At 71.8% G+C, this 25,845-nt stretch carries 23 protein-coding genes and 1 pseudogene; 19 read left to right on the top strand and 5 right to left on the bottom strand.

The annotated features are described in order from the left end of the window. Positions 1–14 precede the first annotated feature (14 nt). From AB0B48_RS01225 to AB0B48_RS01145, 17 genes are all read left to right on the top strand, one after another. On the top strand, positions 15–1,169 hold the full coding sequence (locus tag AB0B48_RS01225) for a steroid 3-ketoacyl-CoA thiolase (protein ID WP_357194308.1): 1,155 nt from the start codon (positions 15–17) through the stop codon (positions 1,167–1,169). 1 nt (position 1,170) lies between these two features. Then, positions 1,171–2,361: a CoA transferase gene (locus AB0B48_RS01220; RefSeq protein ID WP_357194143.1), complete on the top strand. Its 1,191-nt coding sequence runs from the start codon at positions 1,171–1,173 to the stop codon at positions 2,359–2,361. 117 nt (positions 2,362–2,478) lie between these two features. After that, on the top strand, positions 2,479–3,219 hold the full coding sequence (fabG, locus tag AB0B48_RS01215) for a 3-oxoacyl-[acyl-carrier-protein] reductase (RefSeq protein ID WP_357194140.1): 741 nt from the start codon (positions 2,479–2,481) through the stop codon (positions 3,217–3,219). Beyond that, the gene (locus tag AB0B48_RS01210) at positions 3,216–3,611 is read left to right on the top strand and encodes a hypothetical protein (RefSeq protein WP_357194137.1); all 396 of its coding nucleotides are present in this window, start codon (positions 3,216–3,218) and stop codon (positions 3,609–3,611) included. Before fabG ends, AB0B48_RS01210 begins: the two co-directional genes overlap by 4 nt. Then, positions 3,604–4,128, top strand: a complete 525-nt coding sequence (locus tag AB0B48_RS01205) for a beta-hydroxyacyl-ACP dehydratase (protein ID WP_357194134.1) — start codon at positions 3,604–3,606, stop codon at positions 4,126–4,128. The genes AB0B48_RS01210 and AB0B48_RS01205 overlap by 8 nt, the downstream gene beginning before the upstream one ends. After that, entirely contained in the window at positions 4,125–4,379 is a 255-nt protein-coding gene (locus AB0B48_RS01200) for an acyl carrier protein (RefSeq protein ID WP_355008681.1), read from the top strand. The genes AB0B48_RS01205 and AB0B48_RS01200 overlap by 4 nt, the downstream gene beginning before the upstream one ends. Positions 4,380–4,382: 3 nt before the next feature. Beyond that, the gene (locus AB0B48_RS01195; RefSeq protein ID WP_357194130.1) at positions 4,383–5,588 is read left to right on the top strand and encodes a beta-ketoacyl-[acyl-carrier-protein] synthase family protein; all 1,206 of its coding nucleotides are present in this window, start codon (positions 4,383–4,385) and stop codon (positions 5,586–5,588) included. Further along, positions 5,585–6,667 (top strand): beta-ketoacyl synthase N-terminal-like domain-containing protein, encoded by a 1,083-nt coding sequence (locus tag AB0B48_RS01190; protein WP_357194127.1) that lies wholly within the window; start codon positions 5,585–5,587, stop codon positions 6,665–6,667. The genes AB0B48_RS01195 and AB0B48_RS01190 overlap by 4 nt, the downstream gene beginning before the upstream one ends. Then, positions 6,645–7,757 carry a beta-ketoacyl synthase N-terminal-like domain-containing protein gene (locus AB0B48_RS01185; RefSeq protein ID WP_355008684.1) on the top strand — a complete coding sequence of 371 codons (1,113 nt, stop codon included), beginning with the start codon at positions 6,645–6,647 and terminating at the stop codon, positions 7,755–7,757. Before AB0B48_RS01190 ends, AB0B48_RS01185 begins: the two co-directional genes overlap by 23 nt. Continuing rightward, positions 7,754–8,566, top strand: coding sequence for a beta-ketoacyl synthase N-terminal-like domain-containing protein (locus AB0B48_RS01180; protein WP_357194124.1), 813 nt, complete (start codon positions 7,754–7,756; stop codon positions 8,564–8,566). The genes AB0B48_RS01185 and AB0B48_RS01180 overlap by 4 nt, the downstream gene beginning before the upstream one ends. Beyond that, positions 8,563–9,345 (top strand): alpha/beta fold hydrolase, encoded by a 783-nt coding sequence (locus tag AB0B48_RS01175; protein WP_357194121.1) that lies wholly within the window; start codon positions 8,563–8,565, stop codon positions 9,343–9,345. Before AB0B48_RS01180 ends, AB0B48_RS01175 begins: the two co-directional genes overlap by 4 nt. Before the next feature lie 3 nt (positions 9,346–9,348). Next, positions 9,349–10,284, top strand: a complete 936-nt coding sequence (locus AB0B48_RS01170) for a thioesterase (RefSeq protein ID WP_357194118.1) — start codon at positions 9,349–9,351, stop codon at positions 10,282–10,284. After that, the gene (locus tag AB0B48_RS01165; protein WP_357194115.1) at positions 10,281–10,967 is read left to right on the top strand and encodes a DsbA family protein; all 687 of its coding nucleotides are present in this window, start codon (positions 10,281–10,283) and stop codon (positions 10,965–10,967) included. The genes AB0B48_RS01170 and AB0B48_RS01165 overlap by 4 nt, the downstream gene beginning before the upstream one ends. After that, positions 10,964–11,704, top strand: coding sequence for a class II aldolase/adducin family protein (locus AB0B48_RS01160; RefSeq protein WP_357194112.1), 741 nt, complete (start codon positions 10,964–10,966; stop codon positions 11,702–11,704). The genes AB0B48_RS01165 and AB0B48_RS01160 overlap by 4 nt, the downstream gene beginning before the upstream one ends. A gap of 8 nt (positions 11,705–11,712) precedes the next feature. After that, positions 11,713–13,308 carry an AMP-binding protein gene (locus AB0B48_RS01155; protein ID WP_357194109.1) on the top strand — a complete coding sequence of 532 codons (1,596 nt, stop codon included), beginning with the start codon at positions 11,713–11,715 and terminating at the stop codon, positions 13,306–13,308. Further along, positions 13,305–14,561 carry a cytochrome P450 gene (locus AB0B48_RS01150; protein WP_357194106.1) on the top strand — a complete coding sequence of 419 codons (1,257 nt, stop codon included), beginning with the start codon at positions 13,305–13,307 and terminating at the stop codon, positions 14,559–14,561. Before AB0B48_RS01155 ends, AB0B48_RS01150 begins: the two co-directional genes overlap by 4 nt. A gap of 34 nt (positions 14,562–14,595) precedes the next feature. After that, on the top strand, positions 14,596–15,747 hold the full coding sequence (locus tag AB0B48_RS01145) for an epoxide hydrolase family protein (RefSeq protein WP_357194103.1): 1,152 nt from the start codon (positions 14,596–14,598) through the stop codon (positions 15,745–15,747). Positions 15,748–15,797: 50 nt separating this feature from the next. On the opposite strand, the gene AB0B48_RS01140 is transcribed toward AB0B48_RS01145, so the two are convergent. The 5 genes from AB0B48_RS01140 to AB0B48_RS01120 are packed head-to-tail and all read right to left on the bottom strand — an operon-like array spanning position 15,798 to position 21,495. After that, a complete protein-coding gene (locus tag AB0B48_RS01140) occupies positions 15,798–17,177 on the bottom strand; it encodes an NDP-hexose 2,3-dehydratase family protein (protein ID WP_357194100.1) in 1,380 nt (459 codons plus the stop codon). Further along, positions 17,174–18,235 (bottom strand): glucose-1-phosphate thymidylyltransferase, encoded by a 1,062-nt coding sequence (locus tag AB0B48_RS01135; protein WP_357194097.1) that lies wholly within the window; start codon positions 18,233–18,235, stop codon positions 17,174–17,176. The genes AB0B48_RS01140 and AB0B48_RS01135 overlap by 4 nt, the downstream gene beginning before the upstream one ends. Positions 18,236–18,275: 40 nt before the next feature. After that, entirely contained in the window at positions 18,276–19,586 is a 1,311-nt protein-coding gene (gene rfbH, locus AB0B48_RS01130; RefSeq protein ID WP_357194093.1) for a lipopolysaccharide biosynthesis protein RfbH, read from the bottom strand. Further along, complete coding sequence (locus AB0B48_RS01125; protein WP_357194090.1) at positions 19,583–20,512, bottom strand: NAD(P)-dependent oxidoreductase; 930 nt, start codon at positions 20,510–20,512, stop codon at positions 19,583–19,585. Before AB0B48_RS01125 ends, rfbH begins: the two co-directional genes overlap by 4 nt. Further along, positions 20,509–21,495, bottom strand: coding sequence for a Gfo/Idh/MocA family oxidoreductase (locus AB0B48_RS01120; protein WP_357194087.1), 987 nt, complete (start codon positions 21,493–21,495; stop codon positions 20,509–20,511). Before AB0B48_RS01120 ends, AB0B48_RS01125 begins: the two co-directional genes overlap by 4 nt. A 312-nt stretch (positions 21,496–21,807) precedes the next feature. On the opposite strand from AB0B48_RS01120, the gene AB0B48_RS01115 reads away from it, so the two are divergent. Further along, a complete protein-coding gene (locus tag AB0B48_RS01115) occupies positions 21,808–23,409 on the top strand; it encodes an FAD-binding oxidoreductase (protein ID WP_357194084.1) in 1,602 nt (533 codons plus the stop codon). A 204-nt stretch (positions 23,410–23,613) separates the two neighbouring features. Continuing rightward, positions 23,614–25,515: pseudogene (locus tag AB0B48_RS01110) on the top strand (KedN5 family methylcobalamin-dependent radical SAM C-methyltransferase); the annotation flags it as partial. Between the last annotated feature and the right edge of the window lie 330 nt (positions 25,516–25,845).

Here is a 25,845-nt window from a genome sequence, read left to right as displayed (position 1 = left end):
AGCGGCTGCCGGTCATGGTCGCGGCCACCCGTACGCCGATCGGGCGGCGGGGTGGCGCGCTGGCCGGTCTCAAGGCGGTGGAACTGCTGCGGCACGTGCTGCTGGCGGTGTTGGACGAGACCGGCACCGACCCGTCCGACGTGGAACAGATCATCGGCGGGTGCGTCACGCAGTCCGGCGAGCAGAGCCTCAACGTCACCCGCAACGCCTGGCTCAGCACCGGGCACGACCCGGCTGTCGGCTGCACCACTGTGGACGTCTCCTGCGGGTCGGCCCACCAGGCCAATCACCTGGTGGCCGCGCTCATCGCGGCCGGGGAGATCGACGTCGGCATCGCCTGCGGCGTCGAGTCGATGAGCCGGGTGCCGGTCGGCACGAACCTCTACCAGGGCCCCGGGCACTACAAGACAGCCGACTATCCGTGGGACGACCCGCCCCAGGCGCAGTTCGGTGGCGCGGAGCGGATCGCCCGGCGCGAGGGCATCACCCGCGCCGACGCCGACGCGTACGGGTTGGCGTCCCAGCGGCGGGCCGCCGCGGCCTGGGCCGATGGCCGGTTCACCGCGGAGGTGACGCCGGTGCGCGCGCCGGTGCTCAACGGCGACGGCAGCCCCACCGGTGCGGTCCGTCTTGTCGAGCGCGACGAGGGGCTGCGCCCGACGACCGCCGCAGGGCTGGCCGCGCTGGCGCCGACCATCGAGGGAGGGGTGCACACCGCCGGGACCACGTCGCAGATCTCCGACGGCGCCTCCGCCGTGTTGTGGATGTCCCAGGGGCGGGCCCGCGCCGCCGGCCTGCGCCCGCGGGCGCGGATCAGCCACCAGGTGGTCACCGGCGCTGACCCGTACTACCTGCTGGATGGTCCGGTCGCCGCCACCGGTCGGCTGCTCGCCCGGGCCGGGCGCAAGATCAACGACATCGACCTGTACGAGGTCAACGAGGCGTTCGCCGGCGTCGTGCTCACCTGGCAGGCGGCGTACGGTGCGGACCCGGAACGCGTCAACCCGAACGGCGGCGCGATAGCCCTCGGCCACCCGCTCGGTTCCACCGGCACCCGGCTGCTGGTGACCGCACTGCACGAACTGGAGCGCTCCGGCCGGGAATCGGCGCTGATCACCATGTGCTGCGGGGGCTCCCTCGGCACCGCCTCACTGCTACAGCGGCTCTGACATGCGGGCCGAGGACTTCTACGCCGAAGCGCGGACCGACCTGTCCGGGCCGCTGCACGGCGTCCGCGTGCTCGACGTGACGAAGGTGTGGTCCGGGCCGCTGGCCACCTGCGTCCTGGCCGACCTGGGCGCGGACGTGATCCGGGTGGAACTGGCGCACGGCCGCGACGGCGAGGTGCCCCCGGTGATCCCGGGCACCTCGCTGTCCTGGTTCCGCCAGACGGTGCACCGCAACAAGCGCAGCCTCGGCCTCGACCTGCGTACGGCCGAGGGTCGCGCCGAGTTCCTGCGGCTGGTCCAGGTGGCCGACGTGGTGGTCGAGAACTACCGACCGGGCACGCTCGCCAGGTGGGGCGCCGGATACGCCGACTGCCGTGCCGTCCGCCCGGACGTGGTGTTCGTGTCCGTCTCCGGGTGGGGCCAGTACGGTCCCGGCCGGGACCGGCCCGCGTACGACCCGGTGGTGCAGGCGGCCGGCGGCTGGATGGCGCTCAACGGGCCGGTTGACGGCGATCCGGTGCGTGCGCCCACCTTCATCGCCGACGAGCTGGCCGGGCTGCACGCCGCGATCGGGGCTCTAGCCGCGCTCGCCCATCGGGACCGGTCCGGCGAGGGTCAGCACGTCGACGTGTCCATGCTGGACGCTCTCCTGTTCGGCAGCAGCGGCCTGCCGACCCTCGCCGCCGCCGGGGCCCCACCCGGCAGGCACGGCAACGAGACCCCGTTCGCGGTGCCGTCGAACGTCTACGCGTGCGCCGACGGGCATCTCTACCTCGTCGTGGCGCTGAACAAGCACTGGCGGGTACTGGCCCGCACGATCGGCCGCCCCGAACTGGCCGACGCCGACGGGTTCCGGACCGGCGACCAGCGGATCGCCAACCGCGACGCGGTCAACCTCGTCGTGGCCGGCTGGTGCGCGGGACGCCCGGTCACCGAGGCGGTCGACGTGCTGACCGGCGCCGGGCTGGTGGCCGCCCCGGTCCGGACGCTGAGCGAGTCGGTCGCCGACCCGCACGTACGGGCCCGCGGGATGCTCCAGGACACCGTGCTGAGCGACGGAACCACAGCGCCGCTCGTCGGCCCGGCGGTGAAATTCTCGCGTACCCCGACCCGGATCCGCCGGTCCGCACCGGCGCCCGGCGCCGACTCGGAGGAGATCCGCAACGAGCTGAAAAGCGATGTCGCAACGTGAGAGAAGGGACCCCGGCCGGTCGGCCGATAAAGTAGGCGAGTAGCGATCTCCACCATTTAAGGCCAATTCATCAATGCGGCTGTTAATGGTTCGCGCGCAAATGACGACGGAGGCGAAATGGCCGAACAGCACCGGGCTCTGATCACCGGGGCGTCGCGCGGCATCGGCCGGGCGGTGGCCTTGCGACTGGCCCGCGAGGGGTACGCCGTCGCCGGCTGTCACCACAGCGGCGACGACGCCGCCCGGCGTACCGAGGAGGACGTCCGGGTGCTCGGCGTGCCGTGCTACTTCGCGCGCTGCGACGTGGCGGACCCCGCCGCCGTCGAGGACTTCGTGCGCGCCGCCGAAGACCATCTCGGCACGTTCGACCTCGTCGTCAACAACGCCGGCATCACCCGCGACGCGCCCCTGGTGCTGGCCCCCGCTGACGACTGGGACGCCGTGCTGGCCACCAACCTCACCGGAACCCGCAACGTCTGCCGGGCCATGGCGTTCCGCTTCATGAAGCAGCGCAGCGGTGCCATCGTCAACATGTCGTCAGTGGCCGGGGTCTACGGCAACGTCGGCCAGACGGCCTACGCCGCGAGCAAGGCCGGCATCATCGGGTTCAGCAAGTCGCTGGCCAAGGAGGTGGCCCGGCACGGCGTACGGGTCAACGTGGTGGCGCCCGGCTTCATCGAGACCGAAATGACCGACGCGCTCCCGGACCGGCTCCGCGAGCAGGCGCTGGGCCAGATTCCCGTACGCCGGTTCGGCCGGGCCGACGAGGTCGCCGAAATGGTCGCCTTCCTGCTCAGCGAGCGCGCCTCCTACGTCACCGGCCAGGTGTTCCAGGTGGACGGGGGGATCACGCTGTGACCCGGGCGGTGGCATCCCCGTTGTGTGACGCCGACCTGGTGCGCCTGGACTCCTCCGGGGCGGCCTTCGCCGTGCGTGTTCCCGTGCGCGGCGACGATCCGTACCTGCGGGGCCACTTTCCCGACCTGGCGGTGTTTCCCGGGGTCTTCGTCGTGGAGGCGCTGTGCCGGGCGATGGCCGGAGCCGCCGGGGACCGCCCGCCCGAGCTGGTCGAGCTGCGCTCGGTGCGGTTTCTCGCGCCGCTGCTCGACGGTGACACGCTCACGCTCACGGTGCGGGCCGAGGAGTCGCCCGGTGGTTGGGACGTGCGCGCGGTGGCGTACCGCGCCGACGGCACCACCACGGCCAAGCTGCGCGCCCTCTTCGCCGCCGCCGGAGTCGGCGATGGGTGAGCACAACGAGATCCGGGCGGTGCTCCCGCAACGTCATCCGATGCTCCTGGTGGACCGGGTGCTCGCGCTGGAGCCGGGACGCTTCATCCGGACGGTCAAGCTGGTCAGCGCGACCGAGCCCTGCTACGCCGACCTGCCGGAGAGCGCCGAGCCGTGGCGGTTCGCGTACCCGCGGTCGCTGTTGATCGAGTCGTTCGGCCAGAGCGCCGCCCTGCTCTGGCTGGGGGGCAGCCGACCGCCGGACGACGACGGCGTGCTGATGTTCGCCGGCGCCCGGGACTGGCACTTCGCCGGCTCGGCATACCCCGGTGACGTCCTCCGGCACGAGGTCCACCTCGACTCCGTGGTCGCCGACACCGCGTTCGCCCACGGCGAGACCTGGATCGGCGATCGCCGGGTGGCCACCGTGGGCACCCTCATCGCCACCCGCCGCCCCGTCGCCCGGCCGGCGGTCCCGCCGTCCGGCGTCGCCCACCCTCATCCAATGGTTTCGGTCAGCACGGAAGGACAGCGATGACGATCAAGGAACAGCAGCTGGAGGAGCTTCGCGAGATCGTCGCGGAGGTGCTGGAGGTCGAGCCGGAGGAGCTCACCGACACCGGCGACTTCATGGACGAGTACGAGGCGGACTCGCTGCGTGCCATCGAGATCCTGGCCCGTATCGACAAGCAGTTCAAGGTGGAGATTCCGCAGGCGGAGCTTCCCGAACTGCGCAACCTGAAGGCCGTGCACGCCGCCCTGACCCGGCACGCCACCGGCCGGGACTGAGCCGTGGTCCGCGTCGCGGTGACCGGGCTCGGTCCGGTATCGAGCATCGGGGTCGGCGTGTCGGCGTTCGCCGACTCGCTGCGCTCCGGGCGATCCGGCATATCCCGGATCACCAGCTTCGACACCTCCGGGTTTCCGTTCGTGAAGGCAGGTGAGGTGCACGGGTTCCGGCCCGGTGAGCACCTGTCCAGGCTGGACCCGTCCCGGTGGGGCCGGTCCAGCCTGTTCGCGGCCACCGCGGCGCGGCTCGCGGCCGCCGACGGCGGTCTCGACCCGGACCGGATCGACGCCGGACGCGCGCACGCGGTGATCGGCACCACCAGCGGCGAGTCGCAGGTGCTGGAGGCGCTGACCGCCCAGATCCTCGCCGAGGGGTTCGCCGGCCAGGACCCGAGCCTGCTGGCGCAGCTACCGGCGAACCGGCTCGCGCACGCCGTGAGCGAGGAACTCGGCCTCGCCGGTGAGTCGCTCACCCTGGCCACGGCCTGCTCCGCCAGCAACTACGCGATCGGGTACGGCTACGACCTGCTCGTCGCCGGTGAGGCCGACGTGGTGTTCGCCGGCGGTGCCGACGCGGTGTGCCGGTGGGCGCACGCCGGCTTCTTCAGGCTGGGCGCGCTCACCGAGCACGCGTGCGCGCCGTTCGACCGGGACCGCTCCGGCATTCTCACCGGCGAGGGCGGGGCCGTGCTGATGCTGGAGACGTTCGAGCACGCCCGCGCCCGCGGCGCGCGGATCTATGCCGAGCTGCTGGGGTACGGGCGCAACTGCGACGCACACCATCCGGTGGCACCGCACACACCCAGCATCGCGGACTGCATCCGGCTGGCGCACCGCAACGCCGGGGTGAAACCCGAGGACGTCGACTACATCTGCGCGCACGGCACCGGCACACCCGCCAACGACCTGGTGGAGGGCGCGGCGATCCTGGAGGTCTTCGGGCCCGAGCCGCCGCCGGTGAGCTCGATCAAGTCGATGATCGGGCACACGATGGGCGCGGCGAGCGGGTTCGGCGCCATCGCCGGGGTGCTGGCGATCGACAGGGGTTTCCTGCCGCCCACAGTGAACTGGGAGCACCCCGACGAAGGGCTGCCGGGTCTCGACCCCGTGCCGAACGTGGCCCGCGACGCCACAGTGCGCGTGGTGCAGAACGACGGGTTCGCCTTCGGCGGCAACAACGCCATCGTGATGCTGGGAGCGGTGGCATGACCGGCGTGAGCGTGTTCGGCTGGTCCGCGCTCACCTCGGCCGGCATGGCCACGTCCGCGGCCACCGCGTCGCTGCCGCGCCCCGACGCCCCGGTCGCCCCCGGCACCGGTGGCCTGTTCACCGAGTCGCTTCCGTCGCCGCGTGGGCACGTCGTGCCGGGCTTCGACATCCGGGCCCGGCTCGGCCGAAAGGGGACCAGCACGTACGACCGGGCCACCGGGCTGGCGGTGGTCTGTTGCGAGGACGCCCTCGGCGCGGCCGAACTGTTCGCCGACGCCGACCGCGGTCGCGTCGGTGTGGTGCTCGGCACGACGATCGGCAGTTTCCGGTCCACCAGCGACTTCAGTCGCGAGACGCTGGTGCAGGAGAAGCCGTACCTGGTGAATCCGATGCTGTTCCCGAACACCGTGATGAACGGCGCGGCCGGCCAGGTCGCCATCCGGCACGGCCTGCGCGGTGTCAACGCCACCGTCGCGGGTGGCGCGCTCGGTTTCCTCAACGCCGTCCGGTACGCCGAGATGGTGCTCGCCGGCGGATACGCCGACGTGATGCTCGCCGGTGCCGTCGAGGAGTTCTCCGCACACCGGGCGTGGGCCGCCCACCTCACCGGTACGACGGCCGAGGTGCCGCTCGGCGAGGCGGCCGCCGTGTTCGTCCTGTCCGCGCCCCAGCCACCGGCCTGGGTCGGCGCCGCGCCGGTCGCCGACCTCGTCACCGCCACCGGGTTCGGTCCGGGCGGCACCGGGGCGCGCGCACTCCTGGCCTGCGCCCGGCGCGCCCTGGACCGGGCCGGCGTCGCACCCTCCGACGTCACCGCGGTCCTCACCGGCGAGGCGGACGAGGCGGGTCAGGACGAGTACCTCGCGGTCGCCGGGCTGCTCCGCCACCGACCTCGCCGGGTAGCGGCGAAGAGGCTGCTGGGGGAGTGCGACGCGGCCTCGTCCGCCGCCGCGCTCGCGGTCTGGCTGGCCGACCCGGAGCCGGCCGGTCCGGCCCTGCTGACCGCCCGCAACGCCGACGGCGCGGTGGCCGTAGCTGTCGTGAGGAGGTGCGCCGATGCCGGCACTGGTGACCGGTAGCGCCGTCCGTACCTGCCTGGGCGACGGCCAGCGGACGTTCGCGGCGCTGCTCAGCGGCGCCTGCGGCGCGGCACCGTTGCGGCACCCCGGCCGGGCGCTTCTGAACGTCTCGCACGGCTACCACGCCGCCGGCGCGGCACCGTTCGGCGCCGCCCGGATGTTGTCGGCGTGCGTGGCCGAGGCGGTGGCCGCGTCCGGGCTGGACGCCGGCCGTCGCCGGGTCACCGCCCTGGTGGGTACCGGGCTGCGGGAACTCGGCGCGGTCGAGGAGTTCGCCCTCAGCGGGGTCCGTCCGCCGCGCTCGAAGCTGCACTTCGCCGAGGCGGTGCGCCGCGTGCTGCCGGGCGTCACCGACGTCATCACGGTGTCCAACGCGTGCAGCGCGGGTGGGCACGTCCTCGCACTGGCCGAGGACATGCTGGCCCTGGGCGACGCCGACGCCGTCGTGGTCGCCGCCGCCGACACCATGACACGCTCCATGCTGGCGATGATTGGGCGGGTGAGCGATCCGCCCACCACGCGGGTCCGCCCGTTCGACCGGGACCGCACCGGTGTGCTGCTCGGCGACGGTGCGGCGGCGCTGGTCGTGGAACCGGCGGACGTCTCCCGACCGGCGCTCGCGCGGGTCGCCGGCACCGGCCTGTCCTGCGATGCCCGGCACGAGACCGCGCCCGACGTGGACGGCATCTGCCGCGCCATGCGCGACGCGTACGCCCGGGCGGGGCGGGAGCCGTCGGAGACCGATCTGGTGATCGCGCACGGCACCGGCACCGCGCTCAACGATCCGGCCGAGTGCCGGGCACTGCGGGCCGTGGTCGACGCCGCGGGCGGCTCGCCGTTGATCACCGCGGTCAAGGGCGCGGTGGGGCACACCTCCGGTGCCGCGGCGCTCGTCAACGTCGACGTGGCGATCCGCTGCCTGGAGACCGGGCTGGTGCCGCCGGTGGCCGGCCTGCGCACGGTCCTGGACGAGGGTGCCGGACTGCGGTTCGTCGTGGGCGACTTCGTCGGGTCGCGGCCCCGGCTGGTGCAGGTGAACGCCTTCGGGTTCGGCGGCGTCAACGCGGTCTCCCTGCTGGAGGCGTCGTGACCACCGCCATCTACGCGACCGGTTGGAGCCTCCACCTGCCCGGTGCCGACCTGAGCGCCGCCGGAGTGGGGGAGTGGGCGCGCGCGGAGGCCGCCACCGCCGACCGGGCGGCCACGCTGCTGGGTCGCAAGGGCCTGCTCTCCAAGGACCCCGCGACGCGGCTCGCGCTCTGCGCCGTGCACCGGGCGCTGGGGTTGACCCCGGGCCGTCACCCGCTGCCGACGCCGCTGCCCGCAACCGCGGTGGTGGCGTGCAGCAATCTGGGCAACGTCGAGACCGTGGCCCGGGTGGCCCGGACGGTCACCGAGGAGGGCGGGCGCGCGGTCAGTGTGCTCGACGCGCCGGGCGTGTCCAGCAACGTGGTGTCCAGCGCGGTGGCGCTGTGGTTCGGCTTCGGCGGCCCGAATCTGATGATCTGCTCCGGCGCCCGGTCCGGGCGGGCCGGCCTGCGCACCGCCGCGCTGCTGCTGGCGGCGGGCCGTGCCGACCGGGTGGTCCTGGTCGGCGTGGAGCCGGCCGACGAGATCGCGTCGGCGCTGCACGCCGGTGCCCCGCCGTTGCGCGCGGGTGCCGCCTGCGTCGTGCTCACCGCGCGCCCGGGTCCCCTCGCCGTCCACTCGCGACAGCCCCTGCCCGCGGCCGAGCCGTTGCCGTCGGGCCCGGTTGACGACTGGGGTGACTCCTACGGCGCACGCGACATCGTCGCCCTCGCCCTGGCCGCGCACCTGGTGGCCGACGAGGGACACGGCGCACTGGCCGTGGGCGATCCCGGCGACACACCGTTCGCCGTTCTCGGCGGTGCGTCGTGACCGTCCCCGTGCACGTGCTCAACGAGGGTGATCCGGGCGCCCCGCTCGTGGCGTTCGCGCACGGGCTGGAGGACACCTGGCAGAGCTGGCGACCTCTCGCCGAGTGGCTCGGCCCGCGCCGGCGCCTGGTCGCCCTGGACCTCCCGTGGCGGGCCGGCAACGACTACCGGTGGCGGCACCGGTCGCCCGCTGACTGGCTGCGCTCGGGCCTGGCCGCGTTGCCCCGGACCCCGGACGTGCTGGTGGCGCACTCGTTCGGCGGTAACGCGGCACTCCAGCTGCTCTGCGCCGACGAACCCCTCGCCGGGCGGACCGTCGCGCTGATCTGCCCCCTGTACCGACCTCCCGGAGGGCCGGTCACCTGGGCACTGTTCGACCGTTCCCGGGAGACGTTCGTGCAGCACATCCACGACGGCCTGCGCGCCCGGATGGGCAGCCGGGCGGCCCGCATCGACGCCGGGCTGCTGGCGGCGATGACGGACCTGGCGATCGAGCGGGTCGGCCCGGCCGGGTTCCTCACCGTTTTCGAGCAGTACCTGGCGACCGCCGATCTGTCACTCGAGGCGGTGGGCAGGCCGGTCGCGGTGCTCGCCGGCGGCGCGGATCCCACGCTGACCCCGAAGGCGGCGGAGGTGCTCGCCGCCGGCATGCCGGGCGGCCTCCTGCACCTGCGCGACGACTACGACCACTTCTGCCATGTACGGCACGCCCAAGGGATCGCCGACCGGGTCGCCGACCTGGCCCGGCTGGCCCGGGCGACGATGGGAACGGCGGGATGAGCAATGACCGTGACGATCACACCAAGACCCACAGTGGTGCACACCGAACCGGGGTACGAGGGCGCCAACATCCGTACCTGGATCGGTTTCAAGCACTTCCTCTACCTGGTTGAGCAGGGCGTGCTGCGCTGGCTGCGCGACCAGGGCGCTGGCGCCGGTGAGCTGTACCTGCGGCACGGTCTCGGCCTGGAGATCGTGGAGAGCTCCGTGCAACTGCCCGCCGTGCTGGAACTGGACGACGAGGTGCGGGCCGAGGTCACCGCGGCCACTGACAACCTGCTGAACGTCCGGCTCGTGTCGACCCGGGACGGACAGGAGGTGACCGCGCTGCGGGGCCGGGTGCGGGTCGCGCTCGTGCGCGAGCGCACCGCCGAGACCTACCGTCGCGCGCCCGGCGGGCTCGACGCTCTGGAGGTCCCCGAGCTGGCCGCGGCGACAACGGTGCGACACCCGGACCACCGGTCGCTGGCACCTGGTGAGACCGCCGAGGACGTGCTGGGCGCGGAGCCGGGCGCACACCTGTGGTCCTGGCGGGCGCCGTACTTCTACTGCCACTACTCCGACCGGGTCCAGCACTCCGGGTTCGTGCGCGCTCTGGAGGAGGTGGTGGACCGCTTCCTCGCCGACCGCGGCATCTCCGTCGGCCGCCTGCTGACCGAGCGGTCCTGGATCCCGGTGGTGTCGCGCAGCCACCTGCAGCTCGTCGAGGCCGCGCGGATGGAGGAGACCGTGCACACCGTCTTCACCGTCACCGACATCCTGCGCGGCGTGCTCTTCGACGGACGGATGCGGTGCCACGTCCAACGCGGCGACCGCCTGGTGCAGGTCGCGCAGGCGCGGATCCTGCACGGCTACGCCATCGCCGCCGGACCCGGCGCGGGCGGCATGGCCGAGCTCGACGACGAGGTGGTCGCGGCGCTGCGGGGAGACCGACGGTGAGCGCCCGGCCGCGGCTGTACTTCTCGTTCCGCAGCCCGTACAGCTGGCTCGCGGTGCGGCGGTTGCGCGAGGCCGTACCGGATCTGTTCACCAGGATGGACCTGCAGCCGTACTGGGACCCGGACGAGCGGTCGACGGCGGCACTGGCGGCGCGCGGCGGCGAGTTCCACTACGTGCAGATGAGCCGGGCCAAGCACCTGTACATGCTGCTCGACACCAAACGTCTGGCCCAGCGCCAGAACCTGACCATGGCCTGGCCGATCGACCGGGACCCGTGGTGGGAACTGCCGCATCTGGCCTGGCTGGCCGCGCGACGCGAGGGCCTGGCCGAGGCTTTCTACGACGCGCTGGCGCAGGCCCGCTGGGGACGGGGTGAGGACATCTGCCAGCCCGACACGGTGCGCCGTGCGGCCAAGGAGGCCGGGTTCGCCCCGGAGACGGCGGTGCTGGCCGCCGAGTCGGCGAGCATCCGGGAGGAGGGCGTGGACTGCCTGTACCGCGCGTACCTCGACGACATCTTCGGCATCCCCTACCTGAAGCTGGGACGCCACCGGTTCTGGGGACTGGAACGGGTCGACGCCTTCCTGGAGATGTGGCAGGCGGGTGACGACCGGCCGGTGGTCACCGAGTCGGCCCGGCTGACCCCGCCGTACGACCTCGACACCCCGGGCGGATGCGGATGACCACGCGCCGCGAACCGCTCGCCGAACGGCGCTACCGCAAGCAGCGGCTCGCCGCGACACTGCGGCTGTTCGCCCGCTTCGGCTTCGACCACGGCGCCGGCGGACACGTCACCGCCCGTGACCCGATCGAGCCGGACCACTTCTGGATCAACCCGTTCGGCATGCACTTCGGACACGTGCGGGTCGCCGACCTGCTGCTGGTCGACGAGTCCGGCACTGTGGTCGCGGGCAAGGGCAGCGTGAACCCGGCCGGGTACGCGATCCACTCGCACGTGCACGCCGCCCGGCCGGACGTGGTGGCGGCCGCGCACACGCACTCCACGTACGGGCGGGCCTGGTCCACCCTCGGCCGGCCGCTTGACCCGCTCACCCAGGACGCCTGCGCCTTCTACGAGGACCACTCGGTCTATGACGGCTTCGAGGGCGTGGTCCTGGAGTCGCAGGAGGCGAAGCACATCGCCGACCGGCTCGGCGACGCCAAGGCGGTGATCCTGCGCAATCACGGCCTGCTCACCGTCGGCGGGAGCGTGCAGGAGGCGGCGTGGTGGTTCATCACCATGGATCGCAGCTGCCAGGTGCAACTGCTCGCCGAGGCGGCCGGCCGGCCGGTGCCGATCCGCCCGGACGCCGCGCGGGCCACGGCGGCCCTGATGGGCACCCCCGGCATGGGCCGGCTCAACTTCTCTCCGCTGTACGACGACATCATCCGCGCCCAACCCGACCTGATCGAGGAGTAGACGCGCCCATGCCGACGTTGATCAACGACCTCATCGCCGCGAACGGACACCGGACGGCCCTGGTCGACAAGCGCGGCCGTTCCAGCTGGCCGGAGCTCGGTTCGCGGGTGCACCGCTGGATGGGCGTCCTGGCCGCCGAAGGGCTGGGTCCCGGCGACCAGGTGGCCTGCGTGCTCGGCAATCGCCGGGAGACGTTCGAGATCCTGCTCGCCTGCCTGCACCGTGGGATCACCGTGGTGCCGGTGAACTGGCACCTGACCGAGCCGGAGATCGCCTACCTGATCACCGACTCGGAGTGTCGGGGGCTGATCGTCGAGGAGCCCTACGCGCAGGTGAGTGGCCGGGCCGCCGCCCGCGCGCCGGGGGAGGTCCCGACGCGACTGGTGCTCGGCGACCGAGACGTGCCCGGCTTCCGGGCCGTAGAGCCGCTGCTCGCCGCCGCGGATCCGGCTGAACCCGCCGAGCAGTCCTGCGGCTCCACCATGCTCTACACGTCCGGGACCACCGGTGCACCCAAGGGCGTGCTCAACGGCATGTTCGTGGTCGGAGCGCCGTTCACCCGGGTGGCCAAACTGCTGGAGTACGCCCGCGTGGTCCTCGACGTCCCGGCGAACGAGCGGTTCCTGCTCGACGGGCCCTGGTACCACTCGTCGCAGCTGTTCCTCGCGCTGCTCGCCCTGCTGCGCGGCTGCACGCTGCACATCCAGGAGCGGTTCGACCCGGAGGCCACGCTCGCGGTCATCGACGCGGAGCAGATTTCCGCGGCGCATCTGGTGCCAACCCAGCTGGTGCGGTTGCTCCGGCTGCCGGAGCACGTCCGCCGCGGTTTCTCCGGCGCCTCGCTACGGCGGGTCTGGCACGGCGGCGGGCCGTGCCCGCCGGACGTCAAACGGGCCATGATCGAGTGGTGGGGGCCGGTGTTCCTGGAGTACTACGGCGCCACCGAGGGCGGGGTCGTAAGCCTGATCAATTCGCACGACTGGCTGCGCCGGCCGGGCAGCGTGGGCCGCGCCGTGCCGCCGTACGAACTCGTGGTGGTCGACGAGGAGGGTGCTCCGGTGCCCGCCGGTGTGTCCGGGCGGGTGTTCGTCCGGCGCCTCACCGGGCGCACGTTCCAGTACCACAAGGCGCCCGAGAAGACCCGGGCCGTGCACCTGGCCCCGGACAAGTTCACCTACGGCGAACTGGGACACCTGGACGAGGCCGGCTTCCTGTACCTCGACGGCCGTGCCCAGGACCTGATCGTCACCGGGGGCGTGAACGTCTATCCCACGGAGGTCGAGGCGGTGCTGCTGGCCCATCCGGCGGTACGGGACGCGGCCGTCATCGGCGTGCCCGACCACGAGTTCGGGGAGCACGTGGTCGCGGTGATCGAGCTTGCTCTGCCCGAGCCGGCCGACCTGTTCGCGCTGCTCGATCCGCACTGCCGCCGCTCGCTCGCGGGTTTCAAGACGCCTCGGGCGTACCACGTGGTGGCCTCCCTGCCCCGGGACACCTCGGGCAAGTTGCGGAAGGACGCGCTGCGCCGCGCCATCGCGCCGCCCGCGCCGGACGACCCGGATGCGGTGCTGGAGCGGACGTCGTCGGCGGAGCCGGTGCCGTGACCGCCGTGTCGGGCGTCACCCGGCCGGACATCGCCCATCCGGCCACCTACGCGCACGGGGTGCCGCACGCCGAGTTCGCCCGTCGGCGGCGCGACGAACCGGTGGCCTGGGTCGACGAGCCGCTCCTGACCCGGCACAGCGCGAGCGGCCGGATCACCGAGCGGGGCCGTGGGTACTGGGCGGTCACCACGCACGCGGCGGTGCAGGAGGCGTCGCGGCGCACCGGCGACTTCTCGTCCGGGCGGGCCGGCGCCTTCCTCGTCGACCCGCGGACACCGGCGGACCTGCGGCAGACCAGGCAACTGCTGATCAGCATGGACGCACCGCAGCACGTCCAGATCCGCCGCCTGGTGACGTCGGTCTTCACGCCCCGGGCGGTCGGCGGTCTCGCCGACGGGGTCGCGACACACGCCACCGAGCTTGTCCGGCGCGTCGTGCGCGCCGGCGAGCTGGACGTGGTCACCGACCTGGCGGCCGAGTTGCCGTTGCTGGTGCTCTGCGACCTGCTCGGTGTCCCGCGCGCCGATCGCCACCTGCTGTACGGGTGGAGCAACCATCTGGTCGGCTTCGACGATCCCGAGTTCGGCGGCGGGGACGTGGACGCGTACCGGCGGACGTTCGCCGAGGCGTTCACGTACGCGCTGGAACTGGCGGCCGAGCGCCGCGCGCGCCCGCAGCCCGACCTGATCAGCCGGCTCGCCGTCGCCGAGGTGGACGGCCGGCGGCTGTCCGACCGCGAATTCTGCATGTTCTGGCTGCTGCTGGTGGTGGCCGGTAACGAGACCACCCGACACCTCATCGCTGGCTCGCTGTCGGCCCTGGTCGACGACCACGAGCAGCGCGACCGACTGGTGGCCGGCACGGTGCCCATCGCCGCGGCGGTCGACGAGCTGATCCGCCATGTCACACCGATCATGCAGTTCCGACGTACCGCCACCCGCGACACCGAGCTGGCCGGGCAGGCCATCGCGGCCGACGACAAGGTGGTCCTCTACTACACCTCGGCGAACCGCGACCCTGCCGTCTTCACCGAGCCGGACCGGCTCGACCTCGGCCGCAGTCCCAATCCGCACCTGGCGTTCGGCATCGGGCCCCACTTCTGCCTGGGCGCCCACCTGGCCCGGCACGAGTTGACCGCCCTGCTCCGGGCGTTCCTCCCGCACCTGCCGTCGCTGGTGCGTACCGGACCGGAGATCCGGTTGGAGTCGAACTTCGTGAACGGTTTGAAGTCTTTTCCCGCACAGATCCGATAAGCGCGTGCTTCAGCCAATGGAAGGGAATTGCGCGATGGAAGAGTTCCGGATCGACATCCCACAATCCGACGTCGACGACCTGCGTCGACGACTGGCGGCCACCCGCTGGCCCGGCGAGCTCGCCAGCGTCGGCTGGGAACGCGGCGTGCCGCTGACCTACCTGCAGGAGCTCACCGACTACTGGGCCACCACCTTCGACTGGCGGGCCGCGGAGGCTCGGCTCAACCAGTTGCCCCAGTTCCGGACCGAGATCGACGGCGCGAGCATCCACTTCGTGCACGTGCGCAGCCCGGAACCGGACGCGGTGCCGCTGATCCTCACCCACGGCTGGCCCGGCTCGTTCGCGGAGTTCACCGAGATCGTCGGCCCGCTCACCGACCCGCGCGCCCACGGTGGCGACCCGGCCGACGCGTGCCACGTGGTGATCCCGTCGCTGCCCGGGTACGGCTTCTCCACCCTGCCGGACACCGGTTGGGACGTGGTGCGGATCGCCTCCGCGTGGTCGGAGCTGATGCGCCGGCTCGGCTACGACAGGTACGTGGCGCAGGGCGGTGACGCCGGATCGGTGATCTCCCAGGCGCTCGGCGTCATCGACCCGACGCACTGCGCGGGGGTGCACGTGAACATGCTGATGACCTTCCCGTCCGGCGACCCGGCCGACCTGGACGGCCTGAGCGAGCGGGACATGGCGCGGCTGGGCCGGCTGCGCGAGTTCGACGAGCACCTGTCCGGTTACATGAAGATCCAGCAGACCCGTCCCCAGACGCTGGCGTACGCGCTCACCGACTCACCGGTCGGGCAGCTCGCCTGGATCGTGGAGAAGTTCCGGGAGTGGACCGACAGCGAGAAGGTGCCCGAGGACGCGGTGTCGCGCGACCACATCCTGACGCTGGTGTCGCTGTACTGGTTCACCGCCACCGCCGGGCCCTCGGCGCAGTTCTACTACGAGGGCGCGGCCGCGGTGAAGGCGGCGGCCGCCGGGGCGGCGCCTCCTCCGATCACCGTGCCGGTCGGTGTGGCCGTGTTCCCGAAGGACATCTTCCTGCCGGTACGCCGATTCGCCGAGGCGCACATCCCCACCATCGCCCGGTGGACGGAGTTCGACCGGGGCGGTCACTTCGCCGCACTGGAGCAGCCCGGCCCCCTGGTCGACGACGTCCGGGAGTTCGTGCGTCTGGTGCGCTGATCGACAACCGCCGCGGCCGGCCGGGTGATCCCGGCCGGCCGTGGTGTGCGTCAGAGAACGACCGCGCCGGTGGTGATGGCGGACAGCAACGTCCTGGCCTGGACGTTGACATAGTGCCCGTGCCGGAGCAGCGCGGTCAGCTGGCCCGGTGTCAGCCAGCGGTATCCCGGCGGCGGATCGGCGGGCGCCGCGTCGGACTCCAGGACGACGCAGCGGTTCTCCGCGTGGTAGAACCGCCCGCCCTCCTCGGCGTGCACCACGTCGTACCGGATCTGGCCGGGCGTCGCCGACCTGATCAGGTCCAGGAATGCCGGCCCGGTGCCCGAGCCGTGGTGCCCGGGCGTGCACTGTACGGTCGGCCCGAGCTCCACCGTGTTGTGGAAGCCGGCCTCCACCCGGGCGTGCGTGAGCAGATGCGGCACGCCGCCGAACCGGCGGGTCAGGAACGCGATCAACCCTCGTTCCAGCGGTTCGAAGAGTGGCTGGGTCCAGCCGCGCACCTCGCGGTTGTCGGCTTCGACCGAGACCGCCATCACCCGGAAGTAGCGGGGCGGGACGTGTTCGATGGTCCGTTCGCCGATGGTCCAGCCGGGCAGCCCGCGCAGCGGCACCAGCCGGCCGTGGAGGTCGTGGCGTGTGCGTTCCGCGGTGAACCAGGAACGCACCTCGGTGTCGTCGTGCCGGGCCACCGCATCGCCGAAGGTCACCGGCGCGCAGGCCAGAACCGTACGGGTGTCCATGTTGATCAGGTTGTCGACCTGCATCAGACGGCCGATCTGGCCGAGGGTGAGCCAGCAGAAGTCCGCGCCGGCGTCGACCGGGGCGCCAGTCTCGACGATCATGTTCCGGTTCGTCTTGTGGTGGAACCAGGAACCGTGCTCAGACTGCAGCACGTCGGTGAGCGGACGGCCGCGATGCGGATCGGTGAAGAGCTCCAGGTGGCGCACCGGCGCCCCGCGGTGGGCCCCGGTGTAGTTGCTGCGGGTGGCCTGAACCGTCGGCGAGAGCTGCACCGGTGTCGGGTTGCCGGGCTCGGCCTTGGCCTGCAGCAGGAAGTGCAGAACGCCGTCGAACTCGGTGGCGACGATGCCCAGGATGCCCACCTCGGGCTGGTTGATGATCGGTTGCCACCACTCCAGGTGCGGCGACCCGCCGGTGCGTACGTGCAGGCCCTCCACAGTGAAGAAACGGCCGCTGTGGTGCACCAGGTTGCCGGTGCCCGGAGCGAACCCCCAACCGTCCAACTCCTGGAACGGGATCGGCGTCACCCGGAACCGCTGGGCGCGCGCCCGCTCCGCCAGCCAGCCCGGCACGTCCGTCGTACGGATGGCCGCGCCGGCCTCGGTCTCGGCCGCCGAGCGAGCCAGGCGTTGCGCCAGCCCGTCGTCCTCACGCGGGCGCAGCCGGAGCGCCGCCCCCGGCGCGCTCATGCGGCCAGCTCGATCCGGGTGTCGTCACCGATCACCAGCCGGTGCGCGAGGCCGTCGCCCGCGCTGACCGTCGCGGCGCGCCCGATCAGCGACCGGGCCAGTGGCGGCACCGCCGAGATGGTGGCACCAGCGAGCACCACCGAGTCGGCCACTGTGCACCGACGCAGGACGCAGTCCGGGCCGACGGCGGTGAACGGCCCCACCGTGCTGTCCTCGACGAGGGTTCCCGCCCCGATGACGGCCGGGCCGTCGATGCGGGAGCGCACCACCCGGGCGCCGGGCTCGACGACGACCTGCCCGGTCAGGATGCTGGCCGGGTCGACGTCGCCGGACATGCCGGGCGTCAGGTCGGCCAGCATCCGGCGATTGCAGTCGAGCAGGTCGTCGACCTGCCCGGTGTCCTTCCAGTAGCCGTCGTAGACGCTGGCACGGACGTCCGCGCCGGACGCGAGGAGCCACTGGACCGCGTCGGTGATCTCCAGCTCCCCGCGGGTGCTCGCGTCGATCGCGGCCACCGCCTCGTGCACCGCCGCCGTGAAGAAGTAGACGCCGATCATCGCCAGATCGCTGCGCGGCCGGGCCGGCTTCTCCACCACCCGCAGCACGGTGCCGTGCGGGTCGAGCTCGGCGACGCCGAACTCCTGCGGGTCGCTGACCTTGTGCACCACGATCTGGGCGGCCGGGCGGTGCGCGCGGAAGTCGGCGGCGATGTCGGCGACACCGTCGGGCAGCACGTTGTCGCCCAGGTACATGACGAAGTCGTCGTCGCCGAGGAAGGAACGTGCCAGCCGGACGCAGTCCGCGAGCCCGCGCGGCTGGTCCTGGTGCAGGTAGGTGATCGGTACGCCGAAACGCCGGCCGTCGCCCAGCGCCGCCCTGATGTCGGGCCCCCACCGACCGACCACCACCCCGATCTCGGTGACGCCGAGGCCGCTGACGGTTTCCAGCACCAGTTCCAGTACCGGTCGATTGGCCACGGGGAGCAGTTGTTTCGGCATGGAATGACTGAGCGGGCGGAATCGCGTGCCGGAACCGCCCGACAGGACCAGAGCCTTCACCGTGGAAATTCCTTTCCTTGCAGGAAGTGTGGACGCTCGTTCAGTGGCGTCCGGCGACGAATTCCCGGATGGTCCGCCCGACGTGGAGGATCATGTCGTCGGTGATGCCGGGATAGACGCCGATCCAGAAGGTGCCGTGCACCACCGCGTCGCTGTTGGACAGGTCACCGGCGACCCGGAACTCGACATCCCGGTAGGCCGGGTGCCGGGTCAGGTTGCCGCTGAACAGCAGCCGGGTACGGATCTGCCGCTCCTCCAGGTGCTGCTGTAGCTCACCGCGGCCAAACGGTGCGTCAGGCGTGACGGTGAGCGCGAACCCGAACCAGCTCGGGTCCGAGCCCGGTGTGGGACGCGGCAGCAGCAGTCCCGGCACTCCGTCGAGCTCCTCGCGCAGCCGCTGCCAGTTCTTGCGCCGGGCCTCGCCGAACGCCTGGATCCGCTCCAGCTGGCTCAGTCCGAGCGCCGCCTGCAGGTCGGTCGCCTTCAGGTTGTAGCCGACCTGCGAGAACGTGTACTTGTGGTCGTAACCGGCCGGGAGTGTGCCGAGCTGCCAGTCGAACCGCTTCTTGCAGCGGTTGTCCTCCCCGGGCTCGCACCAGCAGTCGCGCCCCCAGTCCCGGAAGGACTCCACGAGGTGGGCCAGTTCCACGCTGTCGGTGAGCACGCAGCCACCCTCGCCCGTGGTGATGTGGTGGGCCGGATAGAAACTGACAGTGCTGAGGTGGCCGAACGTGCCGGTGAGCCGCCCGCCGTACAGCGAGCCGACCGCGTCGCAGTTGTCCTCGATGAACCACAGGCCGTGCCGCTCCGCCAGTTCGGCGATCTCGGCGGCCTCGAACGGGTTGCCGAGCGCGTGGGCGATCATGATGGCGCGGGTGCGTGGCCCGATCGCTGCGGCCACCCGTTCCGCTGAGGTGTTGTACGTGCCGAGTTCCACGTCGACGAACACCGGTATCAGGCCGTTCTGCACGATCGGGTTCACGGTGGTGGGAAAGCCCGCCGCCACCGTGATGACCTCGTCGCCGGGCCGCAGACGCCGGTCTCCCAGCTCGGACGCGCGTAGCGCGGACAGGGCGAGCAGGTTCGCCGACGATCCCGAGTTGACCAGGTGGGCCTTGCGGAGGCCGAAGTACCGCGCGAAGGAGCGCTCGAAGCGCAGCGCGTGGAGCCCCGCAGCGATCCGCATGTCCAACGCCGCCTCGACCAGCGCCAACCGGTCTTCGGCTTCGAGTACCGCGCCGGACGACAGCACCGGCGTGACGCCCGGAACGAACTCCTGGTCGTCCGGTGTGCGTTCGGTGTGATAGGCCCGGACCAGGTCCAGGATCATTGCCTTGAGGTCCGGGGTCATGGTGTGCTCGCCTCCTGCGCGGGGTGGCCGGGGAACGGGTGGGACCGGGCGGCCTGCCAGATCCCGAGCAGCGTCTCGGGCAGCTCCCGGCGCGTCGACCAGCCGAGCACCGTGTACGCCCGGCGGGTGTCGGCCCGCTGCCAGTCGCCGTCGGCGGAGCGCGCGCCGGTCGTCGGCGCCGGCCGCAGCTCCAGTCGGTAGGGGACACCGCTGACCTCGGCGAGCGCCCGGACCAGTTCCTCTGCGGTCCGGGTGACACCCGACCCGATGTTGAACAGCCCGGGAGCGATCTGCCGTGCCGTGCCGGCGGCCAGGACGGCGTCGGCGGCGTCGCGTGCGTCCACGTAGTCGCGGTACTGCGCCAGGTCCGTCAGCTCCAGGTGTGCTGTCGTACCGGTCCGGTGTGCCGCCACCAGGCGGTTCACCGTCCGGCCCAGCACGCTGACCGGTGACATGCCGGCGCCGATGACGTTGAACAGCCGCAGCACCACCGCCTCGACGCCGTGCCGGGCAGCGAGGCGGCGTACCAGTTCGGTGCCGGCCAGCTTCGACCGTCCGTACGCGCTGCGCGGTGCGGCCGGGGAGTCCTCGGTCAGGGCTGTCGGCGGTGGCTGCGGCGCGTACTCCAGCGATGAGCCGAGATGCACCAGCCGGGCGTCGGCACCGGCCTCGGCCACGGCCCGCACCACGAGTCCGGCGAGTTCGACGTTGGCGGCGGTGAGCCGGTCGGGCTCCGGCCGCCAGATCTCACCGGCGGCGTTGACCACCACGCCGGGCCGCGCCGCGCGGATCGCCTCGGTCAGCGACCGGGTCGCGACCTCGGACCGGCGCCCGGCCACGACCACGTCCCAGCCCGCCGAGGTCAGCCGGTCACGGACGTGCCGGCCCAGCAGACCCGTGCCGACCACCAGGGCGCGCCCGGTCACGGCTCGCCCAGGCCGGCCGCCCGGCGGATGGTGTCGACCAGCCGCGCGTGCCCCAGCATCTCGGCGTGGTGCCCGGACAGGTCATGCTCGCCGCGCACCGCCGCCACGAAGGTGCGGACCAGCGCGGCGAACTGGTCCTCGGCGGCCAGCGTCCGCGACTCGCGGCGGTCCTGCTGCCGCAACCCGAGCACCGGGCGGTGTTCCGGCGGCGGCGTGAACGCGCGCTCCAGGCGCAGCTCACCGGTGCTGCCCCACAGCTCGTACCCGCTGCGGTAGAAGTGCTCGAAGCCGAACCCGACCTGCACCGCGACCTGGTTCGGCCCGCTCAGCAGCACGGTGCCCGCCACGTCCACGCCGGACGGTCCGGTGCGCAGGTCCGCGCCCACCACCCGCAGGTTCGGGCCGACGAAGTGACGTGCCGCGCGCAAAGGGTAGAAGCCGACGTCGAGCAGCGCCCCGCCGCCCAGGTCCGGGCGGTACCGGATGTCCCCGTTGTGCAGCGGCGGAATCCCGAACACGCTGCTGAAGGCGCGTAGCTCCCCGATCTCGCCGGCCTCGTACGCGCGGCGCACCGCGGCGTGCTGGCCGTGCAGGAGGAACGCGGAGTTCTCCATCAGGGTGAGGCCGCGCTCGGCCGCCTGGGCAACCAGGTCCGCTGTCTGCTTCTCGGTGCCCACCATCGGCTTCTCGGCCAGCACATGCTTGCCGGCGGCCAACGCCGCGCCCGCCCACCGGTGCCTCAAGCCGATCGGCAGCGGCAGGTAGACCGCTTCCACGTCGGAACGCTCGAGTAGCTCCTCGTACCGGTTCACCGCGGCGCAGCCGAACCGGGCCGCGAAACGGTCGGTGCGTGCCGGGTCACGTCCGGCGATCGCGACGGTACGCAGGCCCGGTTCCGCCGCAGCCGCAGGCAGCAGCTTGCGCCACGCGATGTCCGCGCAGCCGAGCACGCCCAGGCGAACGGGGACCGGCACGTGGTTCATCGGCGTCGCCCCAGAACGAGAGCGACCCGCAACCGCACGTACAGCATGGGAATCACCTGATCACCATCGCGGAGCACCGCCCGGCACGGCATCTCACACGTTGCGCAGCCGGGTCGTCCGTCCGCTGAGCGCACCTTGCGAGATGCCCGGGATGTCGCCGCTGCGGCACAGTGGTGCCATCGCAGGCAGCGTCGCCTGTCGATGTTCGGTCCGGGCGCCGGGCGGCACCGCAATCTGGAAGAAGATCGCGCGTGGCCAGAGCAAGCAGACTGAGCCGGATCAGTCGACTTAAACCGATGGGTAGGTGCTCACATGGTTGCATCGCGCCGGCAGTTCCTCGGCTCGGCCGCTGCTGTCTCCGGCGCTGCTGTCACCGGCTTGGTCCTGCAGCCCGGCGCTGCGCAGGCCGTCGGTCACAGCGGTGGGGCGGCCTTGCCGAATGTGGTGGTGCGTCCGGACGACCCGCGTTACCCCGAACTGCTGACGCGCGGGTTCAACGCGCGTTTCGTCTTCTCCCCGGATTCGATCGTGCTGGCCTACTCGGCCGGCCAGGTCCAGGAGGCGGTGCAGCGGGCGGTCAAGGAGGGCCGCAAGTTCACCGTCCGCAGCGGCGGGCACTGCCTCGAGGCGTTGGTCGCCGACCCGCGCTTCGACATGCTCATCGACGTGTCCCCGATGCACCAGGTTTCCTGGGACGCCAAGATGAACGCCTTCTCGGTCGGCGCGGGCAGCACGCTCGCGCAGGCGTACAAAGCGCTCTACCTGGGTTGGGGCGTGACCATCCCCGGTGGGGTGTGCCCACCGGTGGGCATCGGCGGACACACCGCCGGCGGGGGATACGGGCCGCTGTCCCGGCGGTACGGTCTCATCTCCGACCACCTGTACGCGGTTGAGGTGGTGACCGTCGACGCCAAGGGCAAGGCCCGCATCGTCGTCGCCACGCGCCGCCCCGACGACCCGAACCGCGACCTGTGGTGGGCGCACACCGGTGGTGGCGGCGGCAACTTCGGCGTCGTCACCCGGTACTGGTTCCGCGACCCGCGGGCCACCGGAAACAACCCGACCAAGGCGCTGCCGCGGCCGCCGGCCCGGCTCCTGATGACCTGGGTGACCTGGCCATGGGAGTCGCTGAGCCAGGCGGACTTCAAGCGGCTGGTGCAGAACCACGGTGCCTGGCACGCGGCCAACAGCGGGCCAGACTCGCCGTACGTCGTCATGCACAGCGCCCTGCATCTCAACATGAAGAGGGACTACGCGCTCTACCTCGAGTGCCGGATGGACGCCACGGCGCCCAATGCCCGCCGGATGGTTGAGGACTACATCGCCGCTGTCTCCGAGGGCGTGTCAGTGCAGGGCTACGTCGAGATGAACGAGGAGCTCTGGCTCGCCAACGCGTTGTTCGAGTACCCCCGTTCGCTCGGCGCCCGGACGAAGTCGGCGGGCAGCAACCTGCGCAAGCCGCTCACCGACGACCAGATCGACATCGTCTACGGGGCACTGACGGACCCCGACGCCAAGAACTCCTGCCTGGTCTATCTCGGTGCCTACGGCGGGCAGGTCAACGCGGTTGCGTCGGACGCCACCGCGGTGCCCCAGCGTGACTCCATTCTGCGCTTTTGGATCGACTCCACCTGGGCCGATCCGAACGCCGACGCGGAGGCCGTGGAGTGGACCCGCCGGCTCTACCGGGACGTGCACGCCGCCACCGGCGGGGTGCCGGTCCCGAACGACCAGTACGACGGCTGCTACATCAACTACCCCAGCAAGGACACCAAGGACCCGGCGTGGAACACGTCCGGGGTGCCCTGGCACGACCTCTACTACAAGGGCAGCTACCCGAAACTTCAGCGGATCAAGAAGAAGTACGACCCGCTGAACACCTTCCAACACGCGATGTCCATCGAGCCCGCCTGACCGGGCGGTTCGTCCAGGTCTTGCCCGCAGACCGCTGACACAGCCGGTCGCGAAGCGGCCCCACGCCCATCGACATGACGGGTGTGGGGCCGGTTGCGTACTGCCCTGACGACGGTGTGACGGAAGAGGTGGCGGTCCTTGCCGGACAGCCGGGACGACCTGAGTCCCGGCCGACCCGATCCGATCAGCAAACGGAGGACCGACATGACGAGCCCGGACGGCAATGCGAACGCCACGACCAAGGTGTTCCTGGTGCAACAGGGTGTCTGGGAGATGCCGCTGGAGTCGATGCCGCTGGCGTCGGGCTACCTGAAGTCGACGGCCCTGGCCGACGACCGGATCCGCGACGCCTGCGACATCAGCATCCACAACTTCCGCGGCGGCACCACCAACGCCACCATGGCCAACGCCCTGTTCAGCGACGAGCCGCCGGACGTTCTCGCGTTCAGCGTGCTGGGCTGGAACTACCGGTCCTTCGGATCACTGGCCGCGACGTTCAAACAGCTCAACCCGGACGGCTGGGTCGTCTTCGGTGGCACCCACGTGGCCGAGCAGGCCGACCGGGTGTTCCGGATGTTCCCCGAGGTCGACGTCGTGGTCAACGGGGAGGGCGAGCTGACGTTCCGCGATCTGCTCAACTGCTACCTCGACGGGGTGGACAAGCACGCGCTGCACGCGGTGGCGGGTGTGTCGTTCCGCGAATCCGACGGCGCCACCTGCCACAACGTCGCCCGGGACCGGATCGAGGACCTCGAGATCATACCGTCGCCCTTCCTGACCGGGGCGCTGGAGATGACCGACGCCGACGGCAACTTCCGGTACGACGTGGCGCTGATGGAGACCAACCGGGGCTGCCCGTACAAGTGCGCGTTCTGCTACTGGGGCGGCGCCGTCGGGCAGAAGGTCCGGGCGTTCTCGCCGGAGCGGATGCGCGCCGAGCTGGAGATGTTCGGCCGGCTCAAGGTGCACACCGTGGTCGCCTGCGACGCCAACTTCGGGCTCCTGCCCGGTGACGTGGAGTTCGTCGAGACGCTCATCGAGACCCGGGACCGGCTCGGCTTCCCGCGCGCGCTGGAGACGTCCTGGGCGAAGAACAAGTCGAAGACGTTCTTCCGCATCGTCAAGATGATGAAGGAGGCCGGCATGCGGAGCTCCTTCACGCTCGCGCTCCAGACGCTCAGCGACACCGCACTGGACACCATGAACCGGCGCAACATGAAGGTCAACGAATGGGAGGACCTCGCCGCCTGGCTGGACGAGGAGGGGCTCGACTGTTACGCCGAGCTGATCTGGGGCGCGCCGGGCGAGACGGTGCAGTCCTTCATGGAAGGCTACGACCGTCTGTCACGGCGGGTGTCGCGGATCGCGGTCTACCCGATCCTGCTGTTGCCCAACACCGACTACATGGAGAAGAAGGAGCAGTACGGCATCAAGGCCGTCCGCGGTGACAACGACGACTTCGAGTACGTTCTCGCGCACAACACCATGACCTTCGCCGAGAACCAGCAGATGCAGCGGTTCCTCTTCATGGCGCGGGTCGTGGCCGAGAACGCGGTCCTGCGCTGGATCTGGCCGGCGCTGCGGCACCTCGCCGGCATCACCCAGTCCCAGGTGCTGCGCCACCTGGACACCTGGATCAGCACCACTGACGACCCGGCAGCCGCGCCACTGCGAGGGTACGCCGCGACCGCCGTCGGCGGAACCGGCGCGTTCGGGGCGGCGATCACCTACCTCTACACCGACCCGGACGCGGAGCGGATGCTGCACCGCTGGTGGGACGAGGCGATCCGGCCGCTGGTGCCCGCCGAGGCGGCGCCGGTGCTGGACGAGGTGTTCCGCTACGACCTGCTCACCCAGCCGGTCTACCGCCCCGCCGACCATCCGGTCGGTGAGGACCTGCCGGTGGTGCTGGTCCGCGATGAGGAGTACTACCTACGCAGCGGGGTGCGGCTCCGCTACGACGTGCCGGCCATCGTCGCGGCCATCCGGCGCGGCGAGGAGCCGGACCTGTCGCCGGTGGACTTCACCGTCGACCTGTACTACCGCACCGGCTCGGAGTCGGCGGTGACGTCGACCAACCACGAGATCGTCGTGCACTTCATGGGGATGACCGCCGAGGAGGTCCACGACAACGCGCGGGGGAGTGCCGAGGGCCTGAGCGAGGCGGAGTTCGAGGCCTCCTCGGCGTCGCGGTCCGCGGAGGCCGGCTCGCCGGCTCCGGACGGACGGACCACGCTGGGAATGCTCAAGGCGGACAAGGGCGGCTGTTCCTGAGACATGCCGCGGGCCCGGTGCCTCAACAGGAGGCGCCGGGCCCTGGCGTGCGCGCCGGCGCGCCAGTCACGAGCAGACTGAGGCGTGGACGCCGGGCGCGGGCCGACAGAGGTGTGTGGGGTGCGCCCTGGCCCCCCCCCCCCGCTCGTGGGCCGGGGGCGG

Source organism: Micromonospora sp. NPDC049089 (assembly GCF_040648775.1).
GTDB lineage: Bacteria > Actinomycetota > Actinomycetes > Mycobacteriales > Micromonosporaceae > Micromonospora.
The sequence above is the reverse complement of the archived record's forward strand: the minus strand, read 5'-3'. Positions and strand labels throughout refer to the sequence as shown.